Here is a 24596-nt window from a genome sequence, read left to right as displayed (position 1 = left end):
AATGACAGGCTAATGTACAATTTTTTGAGCAAGCTGCATAAAGCGGTCATCAATTACGGGGCTGACTGGGCACCGGAATCAGGCAGAAAGTGAACCCAACCTGAGTGGGAACAGGCCCATCTACTTACGGCATTCTACGTTCCGGCACCTTTGGCAAGTGCCAGGATTAACGTACGAGGTTAACCCCTCCCTTAAACAGGCGGACCTCCCCATCTACGAAACGTATTTGGGCAAAGTAGGTAAAATGGCCAATATTCATAGGCTGCCCCCTGAAGACGCCATTCCAGCCATATTGCGGGTCATTGGGCGGGAACTCCTGCATTTGGAAAACTTTTTCCCCCCAGCGGCTGTAAATCTCAAAGTTTTCCACCTCAACCACATCGCTGCCTGCATAAATCAGGAAGAAATCATTACTGCCATCTCCGTTTGGGGTAAAAGCATTTGGGATATACACCTGATAATCGCGGATCACCCGAACGAGCAGGTTGTCGGTAGCTGTACAGCCAGCGGTGTCGGTTATGGTAGCAAAATAACGGATGGTACTCTCTGGCTGGTCTATCCAGGAAAGGCATTGGTCGCAGGCAGCCGAATCCTGTGGCTCCCACAGGATGGATGTCCATTCTCCATCCCGGAGGTTGGTTAATGCATTCAGGAAAACCTCGTCGCCGAGCCGGATTTCCTGATCTTCTCCCAATTGAAGCTGTGGCAGGCTGCCTTCTTCCAATGGAATGGTCGTTTCATATTCACAACCCTCCACATCCTGAATGAGCAATTCGTAGGCACCACTGCCCAAACCGGTGTATTGGGGCTCCATCGACAGCGCCCCCCCGTTCAGGCTGTAAAGATAAGGGCCGGTCCCTCCGGTTACGGAAAGAACCTGTATTTGCCCGTTTTCGTCTTCGTAACAGATGGGATTGACAGCTGATACTTCTGCCCCTGCAAGGGTGTTGGGGTTTTCGGCAACCCAGACCTGAGCGGTATCAGCACAACCGTTTACTGCGTTTTGCACGATCAACTGATAGTTTCCGGGCGTAGCCACGGTTTGCTGCAACACCCCACTAGCAAGCCCGCTTTCCGGACCGGACCAGCTGTAGGTCAGCTGATCTCCCGCAGAGGAACCAGAACCGTCCAGCATAACCGTTTCGTTGATACAATCAATGGCATCAGGGGCCACAATCAGCGCCACAGGAGGCAGGGTATCAATAACAATTTGGATAGAGTCTGTAGCAGAACATCCGTTAACAGGATCCGTAACAGTCAGAAAGAAGTGCCCGGGCTCCACTGTGGTATAATTAGGCAAATCTGCTCCGGGAATATCTCCAAGGACCGCTTCCGACCATTGCAGCATCGGCTCTCCGTAAACGGCATGCACCGATGCCTGTATCAAAGAAGAAGTGGTATTGCAGTCCAAATCGGGCGCATTGGGGTTGATGACCACTGTTGGGATATCATAATCCCCCTGTACAGAGACTGCTTCCACGGCAAAACAACCGGTTGCAGTGTCCGTAACCATCAAACTGAAGTCCCCGACAGTGCTGGCTTCGTACACCAGATTGGTAGCACCGGAAACCGGTTCCCCATTGGCATCCAGCCATTGATAAACGGTGGTGGGCCCATTTTGAGAACCTGCACCCGTCAGGGTTACCGTAGGGGTGTTACAGTCGAGCGTGTCTTCCACGCTTACTGCCACAGCGGGTGTGTAGCTGTTGTCGGTCACTTCTACCGCACTGAGCTCAGACACACAGCCGGTTTGCAAATCGGTGACCACCAAGCCATACATACCAATTTCGGAAACCTCCGGATTAGGATTGTTTTGGTTGCCGGAATTTATACCGGGACCGGTCCACATGAAGCTCAGAAAATCAGGCGGAGCCACTTCCGGCCCAATAAAGACGGATCTCGTATCACAGTCCATGGCTTCGTTTTCTCCTGCATCGGCAAGGGGCAGAGTGGTCAGGTCCACTTCAAAAGTATCTATGGCAATGCATTCATTATCACTTTGGGCACGGGCCGTGTAGAACCCTTCCGCTGACACCTGAATGGTCGTCGTAGTTTCCCCTGTAGACCAATCCAGAAAAGTACCGTCAGTGGTGACGCTTAATTCATTGGAGGTGCCCTCGCACAGTACGCTTTGCCCGGAGATATCTACTTCAGGATTGGCGTAGGGCTTGATTTCCCATTCTGCGGAGTTCATGCACCCTACAGTATCCTGTACAGTCACAGCATAGACTCCTTCCTCAGTCACCGAAATTTCCCGGCTCGTCATCCCATTGCTCCACTGATAGGAAGCATATCCTTCTTCAGCAGCAAACACAGCTGCTCCCGCGGGGCAAAACCCGGTATCCCCCTCTATCTCTGGAGCGTCGACCACAAAGACAAAAACCGCCGTTACTGCATTCGCGGTGCACCCGAGGCTGTCCGTAACCACCACACCATAGCCGCCCTGCTCACTAACTGTAATTTCATTGGTGGTGGCCCCATTTGACCATTGTACAGCTGCCCACTCCCCTTCCACAGAGATGGTGGTGGAACTACCCAGACAGATGTTTTGTGCCGGCGTCAATTCCAGATCGGGCGTAGGCTGAATGAAAACTTCAGCAGTATCAATTGCAGTACAACCATTCTCATCCGTTACCGCAAGGGTGTAAATGCCGGGAGATTGCACATTAATACTCAGGTCTTCTTCTCCGTTGCTCCACAGGTAAGACTCAAAGCCTGCCTGAGCTTCAATCTGGAAGCTTTCCCCGTCACAGCCAGCCTGGTAAACAGGCAATTCGGGGTCAGGTAATGGAAAGGCTGTGATTTGTATGGTATCAGCAGCTGTGCAGCCTGCTGTATTCGTAACCGTCACAGCAAAATTACCGCTTTGGGTGACGGGTATACTCGATGTCGTCTCACCTCCTGACCACTGATAGCTGGTATGGTCGCCCGCATTTAGGAAAATGGAATCGCGCTCGCAAAACGGTGCAGCACCGGTGATCTCCACATCAGGAGCAACAGAGGCGATGACAATAGCATTTGCGGAACTTACGCATCCGAAAGCATCGGTCACTGTAACCATATAGGCCTGTGGGTCCGTCACCATAATCTGACTGGTCGTATCCCCGGTAGACCACAATAAGGTATAATCATTATCCGCTACGCTCAGCGCGTTCGCTTCTCCGGGGCATACACTGAGGTCACCTGTAATGACTGCCTCCGGTTCGGGTATTTCTTCAACAATAATAGCGGATTGGGTGGTACAGCCTTCAGGGGTGGTCGCTGTTAAAATGTAAGTGCCAGGCACATCCACTTCAATTTCTGATGCCGTCTCTCCGGTAGCCCACTCGTAGGCTAAACCAGCTCCTGCAGACACCCCGATAACCACAGCGCCATCCTCGCAGTACCAGGCTGAATCAGGCAATGCCACCTCTGGCAAATCAATAACCTCAAAGTCAAAAGTAGCGGTATTTGAACAGCCATTATCCCCTGTAGCAGTAACCAGATAAGTGGCGGTACTATCTGCTATAATTTCGGAACCCCCAGTACCAGAGGACCAGATATAGTCCATCAGCCCCGGCGTTGCCTGCAACGTAGCGCTGTCCGTAGCGCAAACGAAATCCGGCCGGTAATTTCAATAGCTGGCAGGGCCAATTCCTCAACGGTAAATATGGAGTCGCGGATACACCCATTCAAATCCAGGACAGATACCTGATACAGGCCGGGAGCCGTAATAATTGCATCTGCTTCCTCACTTCCCGTTGACCAGGTCACAAAGGGGTACTCAGCGGGGGCAACAGACAGGGTTATGCTGTCGCCCTCACAGAATGTTACAGGCCCCTGCAAATTGATATCCGGTAACGGGTTTTCTGCCACCGCAACGGCGAAGCTGTCCTGACAACTGTTCGCATCCGTAACAGTCAGGTAATAAAGCCCGGGAGTAGTCGCTTCAATTACAGCCGAGGTATCCCCGGTTGACCAGCTGTATTGGGTGAAACCGGGGGCTGCTTCCAGGTCCACGCTGCCATTCGTGCAGAATGCTGCACTGTCGGGCAGGTTGGCTTCCGGCAATGGCACCTCTGTAATTTCCGTATTGGTTGTGCCTGTGCAACCGTTAGCATCTGTTACCGTTAGCCCATAGGTGCCTGGCGTGGATACATCAAGGGTTGGGGCATTGACCGCACCCTCCCAGCTGTAAGTCGCATAAATAGCGCTGGCAGACAACTCCAGGCTGCTACCTACACACAGGCTCGGCCCACCCAGGATCTCGGGCACCGGCAAAGACAGGGTTTCTGCCACGGCAGAATCGACAGCCACACAGTTGTTCGCTCCGGTAATGGTCACGTAGTAAGTCCCGGCGGCATCTACTGTGACCGAAGGCCCGTTACCGGGCACCGACCACTGGTAATCAGCATAACCGGTATTGGCTTGTATTTCGGTATCTTCATTTTCACAAAAGGTGTATGGCCCGGACAGCCCGCTCACCGGGACTGCTTCCTCCTGCACCAGGATATCGTCGGTGGCGGTACATCCAAATTCGTTAGTCACCTCAAGCTGATAGGTACCTGCACTGTCCACAACCGTTGTGGCGGTTGTGGCTCCGTTACTCCAGTGGTAAGTTGAGTAAGTACCATTGGCACTGATCTCTACCGAGCTGTTGGCGCAAAAGACGGCTTCTTCATCCAGTGCGAGCTGAGGGTTGGGAAATTGCGCCACTATGGCATCCGTAGTGCCGGTACAGCCTTCCTGAGAAGTTACGGTAACGCTATAGTTCCCCGGAGCATTCACCACCAGCGTACTGTCTGTGCTGCCACCATTCCAGGACAGGCTTGAGTACAGCCCTTCCACAAACAAACTAACGGCACCGCCCTCACAAAGGCTGGTATCCCCGCCGATTTGCGGTTCCGGCTCGGCAAAAGCAACGACATCCAGCGTATCTGCCCCAGTGCAGCCATTTCCGTCCACCACAGTCACACTGTAGGTACCCGGTGCTGTTATGGGAAGGGTAAAGTCCTGATTGGTCCCCCCCCAATCTACTGAAACGTAGGGGTCCACACTCAACACCCCGGTAGCATCCGGGCAAAGCCCCACCGGGCCAAAAATTTCAGGCACCGGCGGTAAAAATGCCTCAACTTGTATGGAATCAATAGCAGTACAGCCCCGGTCATCCGTGACGGTAACGCTATAGGAACCAGCTTCTGCAATGGCTGCAGCCGGGCCAGTTGCACCGCTGCTCCAAACGTAATTCGAATACACCTGGCCCACGAAGGCAAAGACGGTATCTCCCGCGCAAAGGCTTTCGGCATTAACGATGGTAACATCCAATGTAAGCGGATCGTACTCTGTGACCTGCAGGGAATCTACGCCGGTACAGCCATTGGCCGCCGTAACGGTGACCAGATAGGTACCGCCTTCCTCTACGGTGATGGTATTAGTGGTGTCACCGGTAGACCAGAGGTAGCCTTCGTAGTTTTGTACCGTCAGCAGTAAGCTGCTGCCTCCATCACAGAATACGGTATCGCCATCCACCTCGGGCAGAGGGGCATCAATAGCCAACAGTTCGGTATCGGCGGAATAAGTACAGCCAAAGGTGTCTGTGACGGTCACGGCATAGTTGCCTGTAGAATCCACTACCAGCAAGCTGTCTATACTGCCATCAGACCATTGATAGGCGGCCCAGGATTCAGAAAGTGCCAGGGTGGCATTTCCGTCCGGGCACAGACCAGGAGGGGAGGCAATCTGTGGCTGTTGAGCCGGTACTTCTTCGATGGTTAGCGTCGTATCGCCCTGACAACCGAATGGGTCCGTCACTCGCAACAGGTAATTACCGGGCTGATCTATCACCAGAAAGCTGTCTGCTGAAAGCCCCACCCAGCTGTAAGTATCGTAACTGCCCTGAACAATCAGGGTATCGGTTGTGCCTTCACACAGATAGGGACCACCGTCAATGATGGGCGCAGGGGTAGGGATTTCGGTAACGGCCACTTCCCGGATGATGGTACAACCGTTACCCGGTGCAGTGACGGTTACAGTGTAGGTTCCGGACTCGTCTACCACAATAGCCGGATCGGTAGCAGTGGTTGACCATTCGTAAGAAGCAAAGTCAGGACCGGCGTCCAGAGTCAGATCCGTACCTTCACAGAAAGAGGCCTCAAAGCCGACCATAATCGTTGGAGAAGGTTCAATGCTTAGGGTCATTGTATCTGAATTGGTGCAGCCATCGGAGCTGACCTCAAGGATGTATTCGACCGTGCCGGAAAAATTATCGGGAAAGACCGCCTGCGGTGCAGGGCTTGAGGGGTCATCAAGGTAACTCAGGGCCTCTGGCGTGCCCATCCAGGTGTAGGTTTCGAAGCCCGTAGCGTAAGTCACCTCACTATTGAGGGTGAACGGTACATTGCCGGAACAAAGCGCCGTGTCCTGATCGAGGGCCACCACCTGCAATTCACAGTTGGGGTTGGCGGTACAATCGAAATAATCTGCAGCCTGACCGGAAAAGGAGATGCTGAAGCCGTCTGACTCAGACTGCTCCCCACCTACCCCGTAGAATTCATTGATGTAGAGATAAAAGCCCTGCCCGGGCTCTACAACCATGGGCGCTACATATCCATTGGCCATAGCACCGGTTTCGTCAAAGAAGATCCCTTCTGAAAGGTCGGTTTCCCCATTGCCTAATCCTGTAAACGGACAAAAACCACACTGAAAAGTCTGGGTTTCCTCCACCGACCAGGCATAAGAACAGCGGTCGGGCTCTCCAAGGCTGTCACAGCGGGTGTCGGCAGCAAATAATGCGAAGTCGTAGTCGACATCACCGCCTTCGTAAGGAGAAATGGTAAAAAGGAGATCGCTGCCCGGTGGCATGTCATTGCGAAAGCGAAAATAGAGCCATACGCTGGAAGACTCGCCAGTCTCATGGCACCCAATAGAGTTATCGGAGTTTTGAAAATCGTTGAGCTCGCCCGGAGAGTCCGGAACGTCAATATTTCGGTCGCCACAAACCACTATCGCACCACTGCAATCGGAGACGTTCTGCGCAATCATCCAAAGGGGCAGCAATGTCAGGGTTAGGATCAGACGGCTTTTGAGATTACAACACCGCATCAATATAGTTTTTCATTCCGGCAATAGCCAGCAATGGATGCCAGCAATTATAAAATGCTATGCATCATGGGATTATAACTCTTCCGGGGCTAATAGGCAAGTGTCTTGTTTATCGATCTGAAAGCGGTTGTGTTCCTGTATAGTACGCTGAATCGGGAGCTGTACTCAGGCATCTGGTAGAAAAAGACAACTTATTCGGGGGGCGAATACAATACAAATATAAAAAAAGTTAAACAGTAATCCCATCATTTGGGAAAACAGCCCGAATAATTCTCTTTTTCCTGCTTTGATACAAGACACCTGAGCCGGACAGATTGCTGCCTGATCATTAAAAAACTAAAATATAATTTTATTCTGCTTCTGTAAACATTTGCTTTACAGAAACTAAGACAACCCCCGGCGCTTCATTTCTTCATGAACAAGGCGGTGTTCCCGGGTCATATCGCCAGTAACGGAGGAGTTCTCCTCCGCTCTGCGGATCAGATAAGGCACCACTTCCCGCACCGGCCCGTATGGCAGGTACTTCCCTACCTTAAAACCGGCAGCAGCGAGGTTGAAGGTGAGGTTGTCGCTCATGCCGTAGAGCTGGCAAAACATCAGGTGGGGATGATCGCGCGAAATGCCCTTACGGTGAATCAACTCAGCCTGCAGTAAATTGCTCTCAGCGTTGTGAGAAGCATTGCAGGAGGCAATACGCTCGTAATTGTCAATACAGAATTTCACTCCGGTGTTGTACGCATCATCGGTTGCGGCTTTTGTGGGGTGGATGGGAGATTCATAGCCATGCTCCTTTGCGCGGGCTCTTTCTTTTTCCATATAAGCCCCCCGCACCAGCTTCGCTCCCAAAATGTAGCCATTGCGTTTTGCCTGATTGTAAGAACTGATGAGGTATTGCAGGCGGTCCTTCCGGTACATCTGAAAGGTATTATACACGACAGCTTTTTCCTGATTGTACCGGAGCATCATCATATTGACGAAGTGGTCGATGGGGTCCTGTATCCAGGTCTCCTCCGCATCGAAAAATACACTGACACCCTTTTGAGCAGCGATATGGCAAATCGCATCGATGCGCTTCAGGATATTTTTATATTCAGCCCGTGTCTCTTTGGTAAAGGCTTCGCCTTCCTGTATTTGCTTCAACAAACCAAAGCGGGCCATGCCGGTCACTTTGGTACTCACCACGGGTACATGGTCTGCTTTGGCAGCAAATTCAATAGCGCGGATGGTTTCGTTCATCGTCTGATTGTACTCCTCTTCAGAATCCTTGGCCTCTGCCCCGTAGTCCAGGATAGTCAGGCATCCTTGTTGAGCAAGTTTATTGATGGAAGGCTGACTGTTCAAAAGCGTAGTGCCCCCGCAAAATTGCTCATAAATGGTATTTTTGACAATCCCTTCCACAAAGGGCAGGTGCATCCTAATAGCCGCCAGCCCCAGTTTTGAACCGATGCCAACGAGCCAATGCCGGTTCATCATGCCAAAAATCCAGGCAGACTTGCGCAGCTCTTCATCGGTTTTGCCTGCAAAGGCTACCTCGGTATTGGAAAAATCAACAATGGGTTCTTCCTTGCTATTGATGACTTCATCAACGGCTTTCTTCATTCTTTCTATATCCTTCACAGGTTTACCTATCTTTTCCATGAATGTAATTTGGTCCGGTTAAGGGCTATCCCAAGGTAAGCTATATTTATCATTTTTTAATATCCCGTTCGGTCCAAATTGCCCACGCAGCTTCGGCTTGGCCATGCAGCATTTGCAGGCCATTCATAGCTTTTGCCCCCTGCTTCAGCCCCAATTCCATAAATGCGGTGGAGGCGGGATTATAGACCAAATCGTATAAATAATGACTGCTGCCCAGCGCATGATAGGGTAATTCGGGCTTGCCTGCAGTATGGGGAGACATACCCAGCGGCGTGGTGTTGATGAGGAGTTCGTGAGCGGCTATCATTTCGGGCGTGACCTGCTCGTAGCTCAACCGGTGATTTCCAGGTGTGCGCGACACCATTTTGAACGGAATCTCCAGCCGGCCTAAAACAAAGGCTACCGCTTTAGCTGCACCACCGGTCCCCAACACCAAAGCCCTCAGGTTGGACCAGCTTCCCCGGGTGGCTTCCAGCCAACTGCAAAGGGAGGTTTCAAAGCCCACCACATCGGTATTAAAGCCCTCCAGCTGATCTCCGCTACGACGGATTGTATTCACAGCGCCAACGGCGGACGCCCCTTCTGACAGTTTGTCCAGATACGGCAAAACGGCCTGCTTGTAGGGGATGGTCACATTTAGCCCGACCAGGTTGGGGTGTTCTTGCAACAGTTCCGGCAGGGCTTCGATTTTACGGATGGGAAACAGCTCGTAGCAGGCGTCAGTGATATCGGCTTTGGCAAACTTCTCCGAGAAGTATTGTTTGGAAAAAGAGTGCGAAAGCGGATATCCGATCAATCCAAACAGCCGCTCATATTCATTCAATGGCTTCATCAAAAACTTTTTTACAGCCCGCGCTTATCTAACCGGTCCAGTGCGAAGACAATCGCCAAACCGGCAACCATGCAAATGAGGGCGCCCGCCAGAAAAGAAGGGCCGACCTCAGCAGCGTACTGCCCCGGCATTAAATTAACCTCCTTGATCACTTTGTCAACCACCATTCCCGGCTGCAGTTCTACCATTTCCCCTTCTTCAGTAAGGCCAAGCACAGCTTTGCGCCAGGGCCAGATTTTGTTAAGGGAGCCCAGCATAAAGCCGGTCAGGACGGCCAGGGTCAGGTTGTGGTAGTGTTTGAACGTCCAGGACAACACCCGGGAGAAAGTCGCCAGGCCCAACAGGCAGCCTGCACCAAAAACGCCCAGGACGACCAGGCTCTCCGGTGCCAGCGTTTTGAGCGCATCCTTAATGGTCGGTATAATAATGGTATACATCCCCATCAGCAGGAGGATGAAACTACCGGAAATACCCGGCAGGATGAGTGCAGAAATGGCAATCATACCCGATACAAATACCAGCCCCAAATGGGTACTGCCTTCCGAAGGGCTGGCAATGGTGATAATGTAGGCGACAAGTGTTCCGACTACCAGGCCGACCACTTCAGTAGCCTTCCAAACACCTACCTGCCGCCCAATGTAGATGGCGGAGGCGATGATGAGCCCAAAAAAGAAAGCCCATAGTTGAATCGGATAATTTTCCAGCAGATGGGTAATGCCAAATACGCCTACTACAATCCCGAAAACCATACCGCCCAGTAAAGTTAGCAGAAAGGTTCCGTTGGCTTTGCTCCAGGCACCAGCCAAACCTTCCCTGCCTAGAGTGCGCCAGACTTCAGGGCCCAGGATGTGTTTGATAGTCTCAAGCAGACGCTCGTAAATACCAGTGATGAAAGCGATGGTACCGCCGGATACGCCCGGTATGACTTCTGCCATGCCCATCGCCATGCCCTTGAGTACCAGTCCGATTGTTGCTGTCCAGTTTTTCATGGCAGCAAAGCTAAATATTCAATCTGAAAAAACCGGCCTTTTCTGGTCAGCGCCTTCTTTATTCCGCTGTGGCGATCATAGCAGATTTTGCTTCCTGCACACCAGTGCTTAATCCGTAGGGGTAGGATGCCCTGCCTGAAAACTGCTGCCATTGCTCTGCTGCGTAGGTGCGTATGTCTGAAAGGCGGGGAAAATCGTATACCAATTGCCCACGGTCGAGGACAGGGACTAAAAGGTCCTGCCCGTTTGTGGCTTCCAATGTCAGGTAGCGGTTTTGGCTTTCCTCCCATAGCTGCGCCCCCTCGAATCCATGCCGGATATCATAGAGGACATCCCCCTGATATTGACCCTCTTTTTCGGACCGCCAGACCTGCAAAATGCCGGGATGAGAAGATTTTACAGCTTCCTCGGACCGCTTGATCCGGTCTTCCCACTCTCCATGCTCATTTTGTATGCCTGCCAGTTTGTAAACGCCGCCCAGAGCCGGGTCTCCGTGCCCGGTTGCCAGGCGGGTGCCAACTCCCCAAACGGTAATTTTGGCGCCTTCTTTTTTCAATTGCGCAATTCGGTACTCGTCAAGGTCATTGCTGGCCACAATCGCTGCATTTTTGAAACCGGCTTCGTCCAGCATTTGGCGGGCTTTCTGGCTCAGAGCGGTCAGGTCGCCCGAGTCGAGTCGAATGCCATTCATTTCATGCCCCTGTTCGCGCAGCCACTGCCCTACCTGTATGGCGTTCCGCACCCCGGCTTCTGTATCGTAGGTGTCGACCAGGAAAATGCAGTTGCCGGGTAAGGCTTCGGCATATTGCCGGAAGGCCAACAGCTCATCTTCGTAGGCCATCACCCAGCTGTGGGCGTGCGTACCCTTAACAGGAATGCCGTAGATGCGCCCTGCCATCACATTACTGGTCGCGTGCACGCCGCCGATGTAAGTAGCCCGGGCCGCCGTCATCGCACCATCCAAACCCTGAGAACGGCGCATCCCAAACTCCAGTACGCTGTCGCCCTGCGCCGCATCCACAATCCGGGCAGCTTTGGTCGCCAGCAGAGTGGAGAAATTGATCAGCGTGAGCAGGCCGGTTTCCACCAACTGACACTGCAGGATAGGCCCCTCCACCCTCAGCATCGGCTGATTAGGGAAAGCCGCTGTACCTTCCGGCATAGCATGCACCGTTAGTTCAAGCTCCATACGCTGCAGGTAGTTGAGAAAAGCTTCATTGAAAAAAGGAGCGCCAGTCGAGCCCTTCAAACCACCCAAATACTGAATGTCCGATACGGAAAACCGGAACTGTTGTAAAAAATCCACTGCAAGTTCCAGGCCCGCGCTTATGGCAAAACCACTCTGAAATGGCGGCTTTCGGTAAAAGAGATGAAAGTTTGCCTTTCGGTTATGCAAACCCGATTTCCAATACCCGTAAGCCATGGTAAGCTGATAAAGGTCGGTCATTAGCCCAAAAGGGCCGCGGTAAAGTTGACTGAGGTGCGTGTTCGGCATGTGGAAATTAGTTAGTTTAATTTTAAAACTAAGTTAAACCCTTTATAGTTGACATGCAAGTGCAATTTTTATTTTCTTCCAGGGCCCAGCCAACCGAAAGGTGTTTTCCCGGGTTCTTATCCGGAATAGAAAAGCTGCCTATGAAGAATTTACTGATTATCCCCTTTCTTTTGCTTTCCTTTTTGGGCCAGGCCCAAACGGATACCTGGGAAGAGGTCAAATCCTTTGAAGGGCGATTCCGGGTCCTGGCTCCCGGTGCCATGCAACTGGCGGTGGATACAATGGAAACACCGGTTGGAGCACTGACCTACTATACCTATTATTACCAGCCGCCGGCAGGAGAAAAATCGGCCGAGAACCTGATGTATATGGTGAGTTATTGTGACTATCCGGAAGGCAGTTTGCATGCAGACAGCACGGAATTACTCGCGGAGTTTTTTGAGACGACCCGGGAGTCCGGCGCTTTCTCCATCAACGGAGACCTGATCTACCATTCTGAACGCAACCTCGGAGATGCAAACGGGCAATACTGGAGGATCGATTACCTGGACGGGAATGCCGTGCTGAAGACTTGGGCACTGGTGGCAGGCCGGCGTTTTTATTCGGTACAAACAGCGACCGTTGCCACCCGAAGCCTCAACCGGTCAACCGACCGCTTTTTCGAGAGCTTCATCCTTATTGAGGCGGAGCAACCTGCTTCACAAAAGCCTTAGCGTGCCGGATAGCGTCCGGAAAGAAGGCATTGAACTCTGTATTTAATTCCTGAAAGTGGCTAACCATGGTGTCAAGGGCACCGGCGAGCAGCTCAGGGCGGCTCACCCGGTGGCTCATCCGCCTGAAGGTGTAGGCAATGCCATTGTGGGTGGCGTAGGTCTCGAGCCAGTTGTCTGCAATCATTTTGGGCACGTAGGTATGTACAGGCTCGGGCATAAGGTGGTGATGGCGCTTCAGGCAGGCGTAGGCATCCAAAATAAAGTCAGACAGCGGCTGCTCTGAGTAGGTGGACCAGTTCAGGGCAAGAAAATAATCGTAAAACACATCAATGATGACGGGCGCATACTTGGAGTGCCGGTCGTACATACGCCGTACGCCTTTTAGCACTTCGGGGTGCTGATCGGTGTAGGAATCAATGGCACGGTGCAGGGCTACGCCTTTTTGCACTGCCGGCGGTAGTTGACTCACCTGCGCATTATTGAGGTAGTCCCCCAAAAAGTTGCCCACCATAAGGTGGTCGTCTTTACCGGAGAGAAAAAAGTGGGCGAGAAAATTCATGCCATAATAACGCTGCTGAACCAGGAGAGTTGAAAGCTCATCCTTACTAAGGTATGGGCACGTCCGAAGCTTCGGGCGTATTCATGCCCAGAAAATCAAGCACCGCCTCAGGCAGCAGCTCGGTGAGGGGCAGGTCGGCGCCATAGGTAAAATACCCAATCAGAGCGATGTGAAAGAGGAGGGTAAACAACAACGCCTTGGAACGGATGGCGCGGGCACTACGGATGGATTTGCTTTGGTAATACATAGCCATTGGGTTTTGGTACGGTGAAATAACGCAGCCCGGACTGCATATATTTTTTACTAAAATGTTAAGAGCACTTACATCGTTGCCACAGTGGTGGTTATCATGACTGCAGTCAGCATTTCCTGAACGGCCTTGCCAACTTCTTCCTGCATTTTTTCGCCATCCGTGAGTTGCTCGAGCCGGGCTTTGGCTGCTTTGCGCTGAGCTTTGTCTTTAATCATCTCTGCGTAAAGCTCACACTTCAGGATAATGACCAGCAGCATGCGTTCCTTTTTATCGGGCTCGGTGGTTTCGTCCAGCATCAGAGCGCGGAGTCGCTGCCGCAATTCATTTTCAGGCGCTGCATCTTTGGTTGGATACCGGTCTACGGAAAAAACCCAGAGTACTTTGCCTTCGGTTTTCTCCAGTATGCCTTCCTGCACCAGTTTGTCTACGGTCAGCTGCCGGAGTTTGGTCAGGCGCTGTACGCAAGTGTGTATCCAGTTGGAAATCCGGTCTGGCTTCTTTCGCTTTGCGATGCGTTCGATGAGGTTATTGAGGGCCCGGCTGTCGGTAATGGCATTGGTAAGCAGATGAACGCGGCCGTCCTCAATTTTAATGCGCTCTTCGAGCAGGAGGTCGAGCATAAAAGCAGCGCCGAAGGCGTAGTTGATATAGCCCCCGGCGTGCGTAAAGTTACCTTTTTCGTCGTCCAGGCTAATCAGTGTAATGGCTTCGTGCAGGTAAAGGTCCATATCTTTTTATGGGAATATAAGCTTCTTTACCAGATGATGCCAGAAAACTCTACCGACCAGTACCCTGATTAGATGAATCCTATTTAAAGTAGCTCTTCCATTTTCCGAATGCTTTCTCAAAATCTTCCTGGAGTTCCTTCCATTCTTCTTTGGCTTCGCTTTGCCATTCCGTGGTTTTCTTTTTGAGTTCAGCGATGCGCTTCTGGGCTTCTTCCCGGGCTTCCTCGTATTCTTCTGAGGCTTCTGATTTGGCATTGGCGGCCAGCACATCCATCTGGGCACGGAACCGCATCAGGCGGTCTTGTAGCGAGCTTGCGGCTTCTGCAGATCCGGCTTTTTCTTCCTCTGCAGCTTTCTTGGCTTTTGCCTGAAGGTTATCTAAAGTGGAGCCGAAGGCAGCCTGTTGTTCAGCAAGGTTTTCAGCTGCAGCTGTCTTTGATTTTTTGAGCTTTGCCAATAGCTCGTCGTATTCTTCCTTTAGCTCTGCCCGGGCTTCCCCGAACTCTTCTTTCACTTCAGCCTGCTGCTCTTCCAACCAGTGCTGAAGGCGGATTTTCTGCTTTTCAAACTCCTCGGCGGCTTCCTTTTTGCCCAGATTGAACTGTACCTGAAGCTGCTCCAGGTCGGATTGCCATTCTTTGAGGCGGTCTTGCATGCGTTGCTTAAGTGTAGACATAACGGTTTGGTTTTATCATTGAACAAAAAAAGTCGACAAAATGCTCGCCCGGATTGAGCAAAATTAGATACAACCGAAAATCCAATCGACCAATCGAATCGTAAATCTGGTAATTTTTTCACCCGATAATACAAGATTCATGAAAAACCTTACCATTCTTCTGGCATTCCTCCTTTCGGTTCAGCTCCTGGCCCACAACGATGACGATCCCGTGATTGGCTTTCAGTCCAGCGAAATCAGCCCGGAAAAAGCGAAAAAACTGGGTTACTCCCTACCCTATGGCAGCCGCGTTGACCGACTCTACCCGGGGACGCCGGCACAGGTGGCTGGGCTTCAGCCCCTGGACTATGTTTATGCTGTTAACGGACAAACCGTCAGTAAGCAAAAGGGCCTGAGTGACCTGCTCGAAGATTTTGTACCGGGCGACAAAGTCAATATTGATTTCTACCGTAAAGGCGAAGCACTAAGCCGAACTTTGTTTTTGAGCCGCCGTGGAGATTTGGATATGCCGCACCAACCAAATTCAGAAGATCCCTTTCTCGGCATCAGCCAGGTTCATGATGAACTTCCAGAGGGCGTAGCCGGTGTGCCGGTCAGCGTAGTGCATAACTCTACCGCTCAGGCCATGGGGCTGGAGCGCGGCGACATCATTACGGCCATTGATGGCAACCCGGTAGCGGACTGGCACGACCTTAGCCCGATGATCGACATGCGGAAGGTCGGAGACCCCATACAAGTGTCTGTTTACCGCAACGGGGATATATTTACCCGCAGCCGCCCCATTAAATCTCAGGCCGCCACCCATGGCAACCACAGCCGGCCTAACGGACCTGAAATCATTCAGCCTCAGGAAGTTGACCTGCCGCCTGTTGCCCGGATTGAGCTTCAGCCTGTTACGCGGCAGGAGGCGACAGTTCTTCCGATCTCCGTGGCGGATAACCCTTCCAACATGAGCCAGACTATTACTATTGCCCCAGAAGCAGAGATTCAGGAACCGGTAGTTCGTAATTTGGCCATTGAAGCCCTGAATATCTTCCCAAATCCCAATACCGGTATCTTCGATATACAGTTTGAGCTGCCTCAACGGGGTGAGACAGCAGTGTACATTTACAACCCGGCAGGACAAGCGGTTTATTTCAATACACTTGGCGAGTTTACAGGGACTTTCAGCGACCGTATCGATATTGCGAACGGCGTCCGCGGAATTTACTTCCTGGAGATCCGGCAGGGACCGCGCTCGCTTACCCGCAAAGTGGTTTTGCAATAAGGCTACAAATAGCACAGGCTCGCCCCGGAACCGGAGCGAGCCTGCTTATCATTCAGACGTTAACTGTTAAAGCTTAGCTTTTCTTGTCTTCGTCTACTTCTTCAAATTCTACATCAGTGACATCATCCGCACCACCGGCATCAGCACCGGCATTGCCTTGTGCCTGATCAGCAGTAGGGCCTTCGGCACCGCCTGCCTGCTGAGTAGCGTTGTAGATATCCTGGCTGGCTTCCTGCCATGCGGCATTCAGCGCTTCGGTTGCTGCGTCGAGGCGGTCCAAATCTTCAGCTTTGTGGGCTTCGCGAACGTCGGCAACTGCTTTCTCGATTTTCTCTTTCTTATCGGCTGGCAGTTTGTCACCGTATTCCTTCAGCTGCTTTTCGGTTTGGAAAGCCAGGTTGTCGGCAGCATTCATTTTTTCGATGCGCTCCTTCGCCTTTTTGTCCTCGTCGGCATTGGCTTCCGCTTCCGCTTTCATACGTGCGATCTCTTCCTGGGAAAGACCAGTGGAAGCTTCGATGCGGATAGACTGTTCTTTGCCGGTACCCTTGTCTTTGGAAGCCACCGTTAGAATACCGTTAGCGTCCATATCAAAGGTCACTTCAATCTGAGGTACGCCGCGTGGTGCCGGTGGAATACCGTCCAGGATAAAGCGGCCTACTGTACGGTTGTCCTTTGCCATTGGGCGCTCGCCCTGTAGCACGTGGATTTCCACACTTGGCTGATTGTCTGCGGCAGTGGAATAGATTTTCGACTTCTTGGTTGGGATAGTCGAGTTGGATTCGATTACCACATCGTACACACCACCCATGGTTTCAATACCCAGTGAAAGCGGCGTTACGTCAAGCAGGAGTACATCCTGTACATCACCGCTAAGTACACCACCCTGAATGGAAGCACCGATGGCGACTACCTCATCCGGGTTCACCCCTTTGTTAGGCTTCTTGCCGAAGAATTCCTCGACCGCCTGCTGAATGCGTGGGATACGCGTAGATCCACCCACCAGGATAACCTCGTCGATTTCACTTTTGCTAAGGCCCGCATCATTCAAAGCTTTCTTACAAGGCTCAAGGGTACGTTGTACCAGTTCATCTGCCAGTTGCTCGAACTTGGAGCGGGTCAGCTTCAGCACCAGGTGCTTGGGCACACCGTCCACAGCCGTAATATAAGGCAGGTTAATTTCCGTTTCGGAAGAAGAAGAAAGCTCAATCTTTGCTTTCTCCGCTGCATCCTTCAGGCGCTGCAGGGCCATAGGGTCTTTGCGCAGGTCGATATTTTCCTGCTCCTTGAAAGAAGCTGCCAGGTGATCAATAATCACGCGGTCGAAGTCATCACCACCAAGGTGCGTATCACCATTGGTAGACTTCACTTCGAAAACGCCTTCGCCCAGTTCCAGGATGGAAATATCGAAGGTACCACCACCGAGGTCGTATACAGCAATTGTGGCATCCTGATCGCGCTTGTCCAGGCCATAGGCCAGTGCAGCCGCAGTAGGCTCATTGATGATTCGGCTAACCTTAAGGCCGGCGATTTCGCCCGCTTCTTTAGTTGCCTGACGCTGAGAGTCATTGAAGTAGGCAGGAACAGTCACGACTGCTTCTGTCACTTCGCTACCCAGGAAGTCTTCAGCTACTTTCTTCATCTTCTGAAGTACCATCGCTGAAATCTCCTGCGCGGTGTACATCCGTCCGTCAATATCTACACGAATGGTATCGTTATCTCCTTTGACAACCTTATAAGAGGAGCGATCTACTTCACCTGCCACCTCGCTATACCGTTGTCCCATGAAACGCTTGATGGAAGAGATGGTACGCTGTGGGTTAGTAATCGCCTGGCGCTTAGCCGGGTCACCAATTTTGCGCTCACCATTATCCATGAATGCAACTACCGAGGGGGTCGTGCGCCGGCCTTCGTCATTCGGAATGACAACGGGCTCGTTACCCTCCATCACAGCCACACAAGAGTTGGTCGTACCTAAGTCGATCCCAATAATTTTACCCATATTATGTGCTTTTGAATTTTGTTCTTTTAGTTTTCAGTCATCGTAACATCAAGCTACATGCCAAGCCGGGCAGCCTGACACTTTCGCTGAAATCATGGGCTTTTTACTGACAAGTATTCCCGCTATGCCCCGGCGGGGACTGACAGAATGACAAAACGGCAGGAAATGGCAGTGACGATTCTCATCTGCCGGGGGCGGAGACCGGCTTATCTTTGCGCAACTTTTAAAATCCGACCTGTATGCTGATCTTCAAGGAATTCACTTTCGATGCCGCCCACTTTCTGCCTAAGGTGCCGCAGGAGCACAAATGCCGCAACCTGCACGGCCACACTTACCGGCTAAAGCTCTTTCTGGAAGGGGAAGCAGACCCGGAAATGGGTTGGGTGGTGGACTTTGGAGACGTAAAAAAAGCCTGGAAAAAGGTAGAACCGCTGGTCGACCATCAATATTTAAATGATGTGCCGGGGCTGGAAAACCCTACTGTGGAAAATATTGCGCCCTGGATTTGGCGAAAGCTCAAGCCCGAGCTGCCCCAACTGGCAAAAATAGAACTTTGGGAAACGCCTACGGCAGGGGTGATTTATGAAGGAGAGCGCTCAAAAGGTTAGTACGTAGCCAATGGCCAATAATAAGGTATAGCTTCCCCACCAACCTACCGGTGTATAAGCTGCCGGAGCAATACCAAAGCGATAGTACAGGTAAAGGCAAAGCAGCAGTTTATCGGCAGTGTAGGCTATGACGGTTGCCCAGGCCACGCCCAAAAGGCCGAAGGGCACCACCAGCCAAAAGCCCAGCGCTACATTCAAGAACAGCTCCACCAGCGAAAAGTAGAAGACCGCCCGGTTGGCGTCCAGCCCAATGAGCACGGTGCGTGGGAAAAGCATCCGGCTGATCAGGATCAGCAGAAAGGTATTGAATACCGGAACACTGTCTTCAAATGCAGCACTGAATACCCAGGTAAACCAGTATGGGCTGCTTAGCATCAATGCCAGGGTAAGCGGAAAAAGCAGATGGTAAAGCCGCAACGACTTCCGGCGCATCACCGGCAGCGCTTCCTGCAAATTAGCGGAGACGGCAGGCAGCATGGCCGTCCCAAAGGCAGCAGCCAGCGCCATGGCGAGCGGCAACTCCCTTGCCCCATACCGAAAAATGGCGAAGATGTCCGGGTCGCCATCAAAATGGTAATTGACCAGCCAGGGGTCGAATGCCAAACTCATTGTGCCCACAGCTGCGTAAAGGACCAATGGCCAGGCGGACCGCAGCCATCTCCTCACCGCTTCCCTCTGCCAGCCCCATTGCCCCAGTTTGCTCAGCCGGATCAACAACCAGAGGAAACGCAACCCGCCCAGCCCTGCCAGCGCCCAGATGGCCGGGCCCAGCCCCCACCCCATCCATGCCGGATAAACCACCACGGCGATTTGTGCAGCATAGGTCAGCCCGGCAAACCAAAGTAGCTCACCGGGGCGGTCCCAGAGCAGGTAAAAATTTTCCAGCAGGAAGGTTGCCAGGTTGAGCCAGAGAAACAATAGAAAAGGAAACAGAAAGGGCAGGTCCGCCTGACCAGTCAGCAGCGGTACCAGCCAATGCCGCCCCCACCAGAAGCCAAGCGTCAGGGCAGCACCGATACTCCCGAAAATCAGGGCTACATTGGTTAGGAAAACTGCCCGCTGTCCTGTTTCCACTTTGCTGAAGCGGGACAGCAGGGCCTGCATGAGCCCCGTTACCCAAAAAGAGGTTAGCACATAGCCCAGGTACAATAACTGCTCGTACCAGCCAATGCTTTCCTTGGGCAGTGCTGTTTTGGCCAGTAGAATAGAGATTAGGATGGCGCTGCCCTGCCGGGACAAAGCATTGCCCTGCATAGCCCTTACGTTATCAATTTGGAACAGCGCCTTCAACATCCGGGCTTAGAGGTCCCGGACCTCATCCTTAAATACCACCCCGAACTGTTCCAGCTCATCCAATACGGGCTCGTATACTTCAGGGATAACGGGGATATTCACGCCTTTGGACTCAATACGGCCTTCCATGACCAGCTTAACGAATATGCCCAGGGGCAATCCTACCAGTTTGGCCATGGCGGTATCGTTGGAATTCGTCCCTTTCATTACCAAAGTGGAGATCAGTTCTTTCTTTTTACCCTCCAGCTCGTATTCAAACTCGTGCTGCATGATAATCATGTCCTTATCCCTGGGTTCGAGCTTCCACTTTTCCATGAGCAGGTTTTCCAGAATCAGCGCCGGCGTCGCGTTAGCCAGCCCTACTTTCTTCTTGCGGAAAAGCCCCAGCCAGTCCAGTTTCTGCATAACCTCATCATCGGGGTCCAGCTTCAGCAGATCAGCAATACGGTCGCGCACGGATCCTGACTTATTCTGAGGGCTGAGATAGCCTTCCATCAGTTCGTGGTAGCTCACCTGCTCACTTTCCAGAATGGGATAAGAACCATCGGTCAGCCCAATCTTCACCAGGGCATTCCATGCATCACAGAACCCCCGGTAGCGGATGGTGCCCCGAAGGATGTTGGGAATATCTGAAAGCCCGTAAACCTCACGGTAGAGCAGGGAATCACGGTTGGCATAAACTTCGAACTCGCCCATACCAGGAATATCAACCACCCGGTATTCCTTAAATAGGCGGTTGTAGGGAATGTACTTGTACTTGCCGTTTTCCAGGTACTGTGCAGTACCCTGCCCGGCGAGGACTACGTTGCGTGGGTTCCATGTAAATTTATAGTGCCAGGGGTTATTGTCGCTTTCGGGCGCAATCAGTCCTCCTGTATAAGACCGGAAAGCCGTGATTTTCCCGCCCTTTTCCTTAATCTCATTAATTTGCCGCATGGCCGACATATGATCGATGCCAGGGTCCAGCCCCATTTCCCCCATGAAGATGAGCTCCCGGTCGCGGGCTTCATCCCCAAGGCGGTAGAGCTCCTGGGAGACATAGGAAGCTGTAATGAGGTGTTTTTTGAGCTTAATGCAATCGTGAGCCACCTCAAGGTGCAGGTGGGCAGGCAGGAGAGAGACCACCAAATCGGCACGCCCGATCAGGTCGCGGCGGTCATTTACTTTGGTAACATCAAGCCAGGCGGGGCGGCCGTTGGGGTGCCCTTTTACCCGCGCCTCAGCCAGCTGCGGGTCTGCATCTGCAACGGTCACAAACCAGTTTTTTTCCAGTGCCTGTCCAAGCACATAATTGATACAGGCACTGGAAGAGCGTCCGGCTCCGATGATCAATATATTAGTCATGGTTGGTTTTTTCTGTTTATTGAGGTAATTTGCCGATTCGCGCAAGATAAAACTTTGCCTGAAACTGTAAAGCGGGTCCTGCCGCTAAATTCCAAATTGTATATAACGCTATGCGACTTCGAAAGCTGGAAACCAATATCCGTATCTACGATAGTGTTGATGAGTTATCAGCAGCAGATCAGACATTGCTGCAATCGGCAGGCCAGGCCATGGATTTGGCTTATGCTCCTTATTCTAACTTTAAAGTTGGTGCCGCTGCACAACTATCCAACGGGACCATCGTACAGGGTGCCAATCAGGAAAACGCGGCTTATCCGATGTGCCTGTGTGCCGAGCGGGTGGCTTTGGGCAACGCCTCCCTCAACTACCCGGAGCAAAAACTGGAAGTCATTGCGATCCGTGTACGCAACGAAAATAAAGCGGTGCCGGAACCCGCTGCCCCATGTGGCTCCTGCCGGCAGGCGATATCTGAAATGGAAGACCGGCAACAGCAGCCCATCCGTATTCTTATGCAGGGTGACGATAGCACGGTTTATGAGGTGGAAAGCGGGCAGGCTCTTTTGCCCCTGGGTTTCAATCGCGATTTTTTGTAGCAGAACCGGGGTAGTCCAGCTGGCCTAAGTGCAACTGATGGTGCCCCCGTTTGCGATCGGTGAAGTAGCGTTGCAAACTAAATATTGAAGAAGTGAATGCGATTTCGTCCCAGGGGATTTCCGCTTCGGTAAATAAGCGTACCTCCAGGCTCTCCTCTCCCACTCCAAAGGCATCCGGTCCTTCCAACTCACCCAGAAAGTGCATATACACCTGATTGATGTGGGGTATACTATATATGGTGTGCATTCCGGTAATTTTCACTTGCGCCCTGGCTTCTTCGCGTACTTCCCGCAGCGCGCCTTCTTCCACCGTTTCGCCATTTTCCATGTAGCCGCTGGGAACATTCCAGTAGCCAAGGCGGGGCTCAATAGAGCGCTTAGCCAGAAGCACTTTGTCTTCCCAAATGGGCAGGCAGCCCGCTACAATTTTGGGATTGGAGTAGTGAATACGGCCGCAGCTGCCGCATACATAGCGTGGGCGGTTATCTCCGTTTGGAATGGTAAACCTTAGCCTGTCAGACCCGCAGTGGCTGCAATAATTCATGCTTCCGTCTCTTTTTCCAGGGCTCGCTCGTACCTTACCCGCTGCAATATAGCATCGCCAAAGATGCTCAGCCCGCTGTTGAAGACCACCAGGGCCAGTGTTCCATAGGCTACCCAATGCCAGGCAGAGGCGCCATCGTATTTATCCATAGCCGCTTCGGCAATCAGACAGGCACCAAAACCAATGAGCACCAATCCGATGGGCGCGCGGAGCAGCCAGCGGCGATAGTATTTTTGTTTATCCATATTAATTGCTTTCGTTCCAAAGGCGTTCGGCAGCTTCCAGGTCTTCGGGGGTGTCTATGCCCACTGTTTCGGTCCGGGTAGTGCCAATGTGAATGCGATAGCCAGCTTCCAGCCAGCGGAGTTGTTCCAGGGACTCCATTTGTTCGTAATGCCCGGGTGGCAGTTGGGCTACCTCAAGCAGTACGGACCGTTGAAACCCGTAAATACCCAGGTGCTTGAAAAAAACACCATGCTCCATCCATTGTTCAGCGGGTACGCCCCTCAGGTAGGGGATGGGCGAACGGCTGAAATACAAGGCCTGCCCGGTAGCGGACTTTACCGCCTTCACGACGTTGGGGTTGTGCAGGGCCTCCGCATCTCTGAGCCGGACGACAAGGGTACTGATATCTGCAGGATCATTGCCCATCAGCGGTGCCACCACGAGATCGATCTGCGCCGGGTCGATAAACGGCTCATCTCCCTGTATATTGACAATCAGGCTACCTTCCGGGTATTGCAGGGCCACTTCCGCACAACGGTCGGTCCCGCTGAGGTGGCTGGCATCCGTCAGTACTGCTTTCCCTCCAAACCGTGCAGCAGCGTCCAGGATACGCTCGTCATCGGTGGCGATGCATACCTCGTCAATTTGGCGGGCCTTTTGCGCCCGTTCGTAGACATGCTGTATCACAGGTTTGCCTCCCAGTAAAGCCAGAGGTTTGCCCGGAAAACGCGTACTTGCGTAACGGGCTGGAATCACCGCTATTGATTTCATATATTTGTTTATATTGCTCTTCTGGTTCAGCAAAATATGAACCCCAAACAGGAAACCTAAACTATGAGGAAAACGACTGGTGCGACTATACTGGCAGGGACTGGCCTTGCCCCATTCACAATTAAAGCCACTGTGCTGTGCGCTTTCCTGAGCCTGCCGCTGCTGGCCAAAGCTACCGGGGACAGCCTCAGTTACCTTACCCCCAAAGATACCATATTTCTGTCGGTGGGCCAGTTTAATGAAAAATACTTCAACCACTACCTGGAGCCAAAGCAGACGTTGTTTTCGCTGGCAAAATTTTACGGGCTTTCCCTTGAGGAGCTCTATTTTCATAACCCGGGGCTTAGCCCTCAGACGATGCGGGTGGGCATGCCGGTCCGTATCCCTATCCCCAAACAGGCCATTGAACAGTATCAGGAGAAGGACATTATACCCGGCCGGTTCGCACCGGTGTACTATGTGGTACGCAAGGGCGATACCCTCTATAAAATATCCAAATCCTACTTTGATATCCCCATGGAGGATATCATGATGCGTAATGGCTTACTGGACCATACCCTGAAAAGCAATCAAACCCTGCATGTGGGGTGGCTGAGCCTCAATGGCATTCCGGACAGCCTCCGTGCCTACGCAGGTGGGGAGCTGGGCAAACGCAACGCTGCCTACCGTAAGCTTTTTCAATATGACATGGCGGGCGAACGGGAGCGGGAGCATCAGGGGGTAGCCTTCTGGCCAAAAGACATGAAGGATGAAACAGACCTCATGGCGATGCACCGAAAGGCAGCAATCGGATCTGTGGTGTCCATCTACAACCCGATGAGCCGCCGTACCGTTTACGCTAAAGTGGTAGGCCGGATACCCGACACGGTTTACAAGGATGATGTGATCGTGGTCGTCTCTCCCCTCGTGGCAAAGTTGCTGGGCGCCATCGACCCCCGATTCTTCGTGAAGGTGAAATACCATCGATGAATTTTATACCTTTGCGG

Annotated in this window: 21 protein-coding genes; 5 read left to right on the top strand and 16 right to left on the bottom strand. The window is 52.2% G+C overall.

What is annotated here, in order from left to right; translation table 11 throughout:
* Positions 1 to 166: 166 nt before the first annotated feature.
* The 6 genes from ACO08I_RS27690 to ACO08I_RS27665 all read right to left on the bottom strand — a co-directional run bounded on the left by ACO08I_RS27690 (position 167) and on the right by ACO08I_RS27665 (position 12034).
* Entirely contained in the window at positions 167 to 3550 is a 3384-nt protein-coding gene (locus tag ACO08I_RS27690; RefSeq protein WP_421947743.1) for a gliding motility-associated C-terminal domain-containing protein, read from the bottom strand.
* Entirely contained in the window at positions 3550 to 7080 is a 3531-nt protein-coding gene (locus ACO08I_RS27685; RefSeq protein WP_421947742.1) for a hypothetical protein, read from the bottom strand. Before ACO08I_RS27685 ends, ACO08I_RS27690 begins: the two co-directional genes overlap by 1 nt.
* 384 nt (positions 7081 to 7464) lie before the next feature.
* Positions 7465 to 8718, bottom strand: coding sequence for a proline dehydrogenase family protein (locus ACO08I_RS27680; protein WP_421947741.1), 1254 nt, complete (start codon positions 8716 to 8718; stop codon positions 7465 to 7467).
* A gap of 49 nt (positions 8719 to 8767) precedes the next feature.
* Positions 8768 to 9550 carry a shikimate dehydrogenase family protein gene (locus ACO08I_RS27675; RefSeq protein ID WP_421947740.1) on the bottom strand — a complete coding sequence of 261 codons (783 nt, stop codon included), beginning with the start codon at positions 9548 to 9550 and terminating at the stop codon, positions 8768 to 8770.
* 11 nt (positions 9551 to 9561) lie between these two features.
* Entirely contained in the window at positions 9562 to 10539 is a 978-nt protein-coding gene (locus tag ACO08I_RS27670) for a DUF368 domain-containing protein (protein WP_421947739.1), read from the bottom strand.
* 58 nt (positions 10540 to 10597) lie between these two features.
* The gene (locus tag ACO08I_RS27665) at positions 10598 to 12034 is read right to left on the bottom strand and encodes a nicotinate phosphoribosyltransferase (protein ID WP_421947738.1); all 1437 of its coding nucleotides are present in this window, start codon (positions 12032 to 12034) and stop codon (positions 10598 to 10600) included.
* A 140-nt stretch (positions 12035 to 12174) separates the two neighbouring features.
* On the opposite strand from ACO08I_RS27665, the gene ACO08I_RS27660 reads away from it, so the two are divergent.
* Positions 12175 to 12747 carry a hypothetical protein gene (locus ACO08I_RS27660; protein WP_282779020.1) on the top strand — a complete coding sequence of 191 codons (573 nt, stop codon included), beginning with the start codon at positions 12175 to 12177 and terminating at the stop codon, positions 12745 to 12747.
* Here ACO08I_RS27660 and ACO08I_RS27655 read toward each other — a convergent pair.
* The 4 genes from ACO08I_RS27655 to ACO08I_RS27640 all read right to left on the bottom strand — a co-directional run bounded on the left by ACO08I_RS27655 (position 12710) and on the right by ACO08I_RS27640 (position 14963).
* On the bottom strand, positions 12710 to 13306 hold the full coding sequence (locus tag ACO08I_RS27655) for an ACP phosphodiesterase (RefSeq protein ID WP_421947737.1): 597 nt from the start codon (positions 13304 to 13306) through the stop codon (positions 12710 to 12712). The two genes, ACO08I_RS27660 and ACO08I_RS27655, sit on opposite strands and share 38 nt — an antisense overlap.
* A 46-nt stretch (positions 13307 to 13352) precedes the next feature.
* Entirely contained in the window at positions 13353 to 13553 is a 201-nt protein-coding gene (locus ACO08I_RS27650) for a hypothetical protein (RefSeq protein WP_421947736.1), read from the bottom strand.
* Between the two features lie 74 nt (positions 13554 to 13627).
* Positions 13628 to 14287 carry a GOLPH3/VPS74 family protein gene (locus ACO08I_RS27645; protein ID WP_282779025.1) on the bottom strand — a complete coding sequence of 220 codons (660 nt, stop codon included), beginning with the start codon at positions 14285 to 14287 and terminating at the stop codon, positions 13628 to 13630.
* 79 nt (positions 14288 to 14366) lie between these two features.
* Complete coding sequence (locus tag ACO08I_RS27640) at positions 14367 to 14963, bottom strand: hypothetical protein (protein ID WP_282779027.1); 597 nt, start codon at positions 14961 to 14963, stop codon at positions 14367 to 14369.
* Between the two features lie 139 nt (positions 14964 to 15102).
* On the opposite strand from ACO08I_RS27640, the gene ACO08I_RS27635 reads away from it, so the two are divergent.
* Entirely contained in the window at positions 15103 to 16230 is a 1128-nt protein-coding gene (locus ACO08I_RS27635) for a PDZ domain-containing protein (protein WP_421947735.1), read from the top strand.
* 73 nt (positions 16231 to 16303) lie between these two features.
* Here the strand turns inward: ACO08I_RS27635 and dnaK are convergent, their stop codons facing one another.
* Positions 16304 to 18232 (bottom strand): molecular chaperone DnaK, encoded by a 1929-nt coding sequence (gene dnaK / locus ACO08I_RS27630; protein ID WP_421947734.1) that lies wholly within the window; start codon positions 18230 to 18232, stop codon positions 16304 to 16306.
* A gap of 239 nt (positions 18233 to 18471) precedes the next feature.
* Here dnaK and queD point away from each other — a divergent pair, with 239 nt between their 5' ends.
* Positions 18472 to 18840 carry a 6-carboxytetrahydropterin synthase QueD gene (queD, locus tag ACO08I_RS27625; protein WP_282776034.1) on the top strand — a complete coding sequence of 123 codons (369 nt, stop codon included), beginning with the start codon at positions 18472 to 18474 and terminating at the stop codon, positions 18838 to 18840.
* Here queD and ACO08I_RS27620 read toward each other — a convergent pair.
* Entirely contained in the window at positions 18829 to 20133 is a 1305-nt protein-coding gene (locus ACO08I_RS27620) for a lipopolysaccharide biosynthesis protein (RefSeq protein WP_421947733.1), read from the bottom strand. The two genes, queD and ACO08I_RS27620, sit on opposite strands and share 12 nt — an antisense overlap.
* Positions 20134 to 20139: 6 nt before the next feature.
* A complete protein-coding gene (locus tag ACO08I_RS27615) occupies positions 20140 to 21477 on the bottom strand; it encodes a saccharopine dehydrogenase C-terminal domain-containing protein (protein WP_044224206.1) in 1338 nt (445 codons plus the stop codon).
* Between the two features lie 110 nt (positions 21478 to 21587).
* Between ACO08I_RS27615 and ACO08I_RS27610 the strand changes: the two genes are divergently transcribed.
* Complete coding sequence (locus tag ACO08I_RS27610; protein ID WP_282776038.1) at positions 21588 to 22070, top strand: cytidine deaminase; 483 nt, start codon at positions 21588 to 21590, stop codon at positions 22068 to 22070.
* Here the strand turns inward: ACO08I_RS27610 and ACO08I_RS27605 are convergent.
* From ACO08I_RS27605 to kdsB, 3 genes are read right to left on the bottom strand one after another with little or no spacing between them, the layout of a single operon-like run.
* Positions 22051 to 22614: an NUDIX hydrolase gene (locus ACO08I_RS27605; RefSeq protein WP_421947732.1), complete on the bottom strand. Its 564-nt coding sequence runs from the start codon at positions 22612 to 22614 to the stop codon at positions 22051 to 22053. The genes ACO08I_RS27610 and ACO08I_RS27605 overlap by 20 nt on opposite strands.
* A complete protein-coding gene (locus ACO08I_RS27600) occupies positions 22611 to 22859 on the bottom strand; it encodes a hypothetical protein (protein ID WP_282776042.1) in 249 nt (82 codons plus the stop codon). Before ACO08I_RS27600 ends, ACO08I_RS27605 begins: the two co-directional genes overlap by 4 nt.
* 1 nt (position 22860) lies before the next feature.
* The gene (gene kdsB, locus ACO08I_RS27595) at positions 22861 to 23610 is read right to left on the bottom strand and encodes a 3-deoxy-manno-octulosonate cytidylyltransferase (RefSeq protein ID WP_282776043.1); all 750 of its coding nucleotides are present in this window, start codon (positions 23608 to 23610) and stop codon (positions 22861 to 22863) included.
* Between the two features lie 63 nt (positions 23611 to 23673).
* On the opposite strand from kdsB, the gene ACO08I_RS27590 reads away from it, so the two are divergent.
* Positions 23674 to 24579 (top strand): LysM peptidoglycan-binding domain-containing protein, encoded by a 906-nt coding sequence (locus ACO08I_RS27590; RefSeq protein ID WP_421947731.1) that lies wholly within the window; start codon positions 23674 to 23676, stop codon positions 24577 to 24579.
* Positions 24580 to 24596: the final 17 nt, after the last annotated feature.

Source organism: Phaeodactylibacter xiamenensis, from assembly GCF_965229835.1.
GTDB lineage: Bacteria > Bacteroidota > Bacteroidia > Chitinophagales > Saprospiraceae > Phaeodactylibacter > Phaeodactylibacter xiamenensis.
Note: the sequence above shows the minus strand (reverse complement) of the source record. Positions and strands in the feature narration are given on the sequence as shown.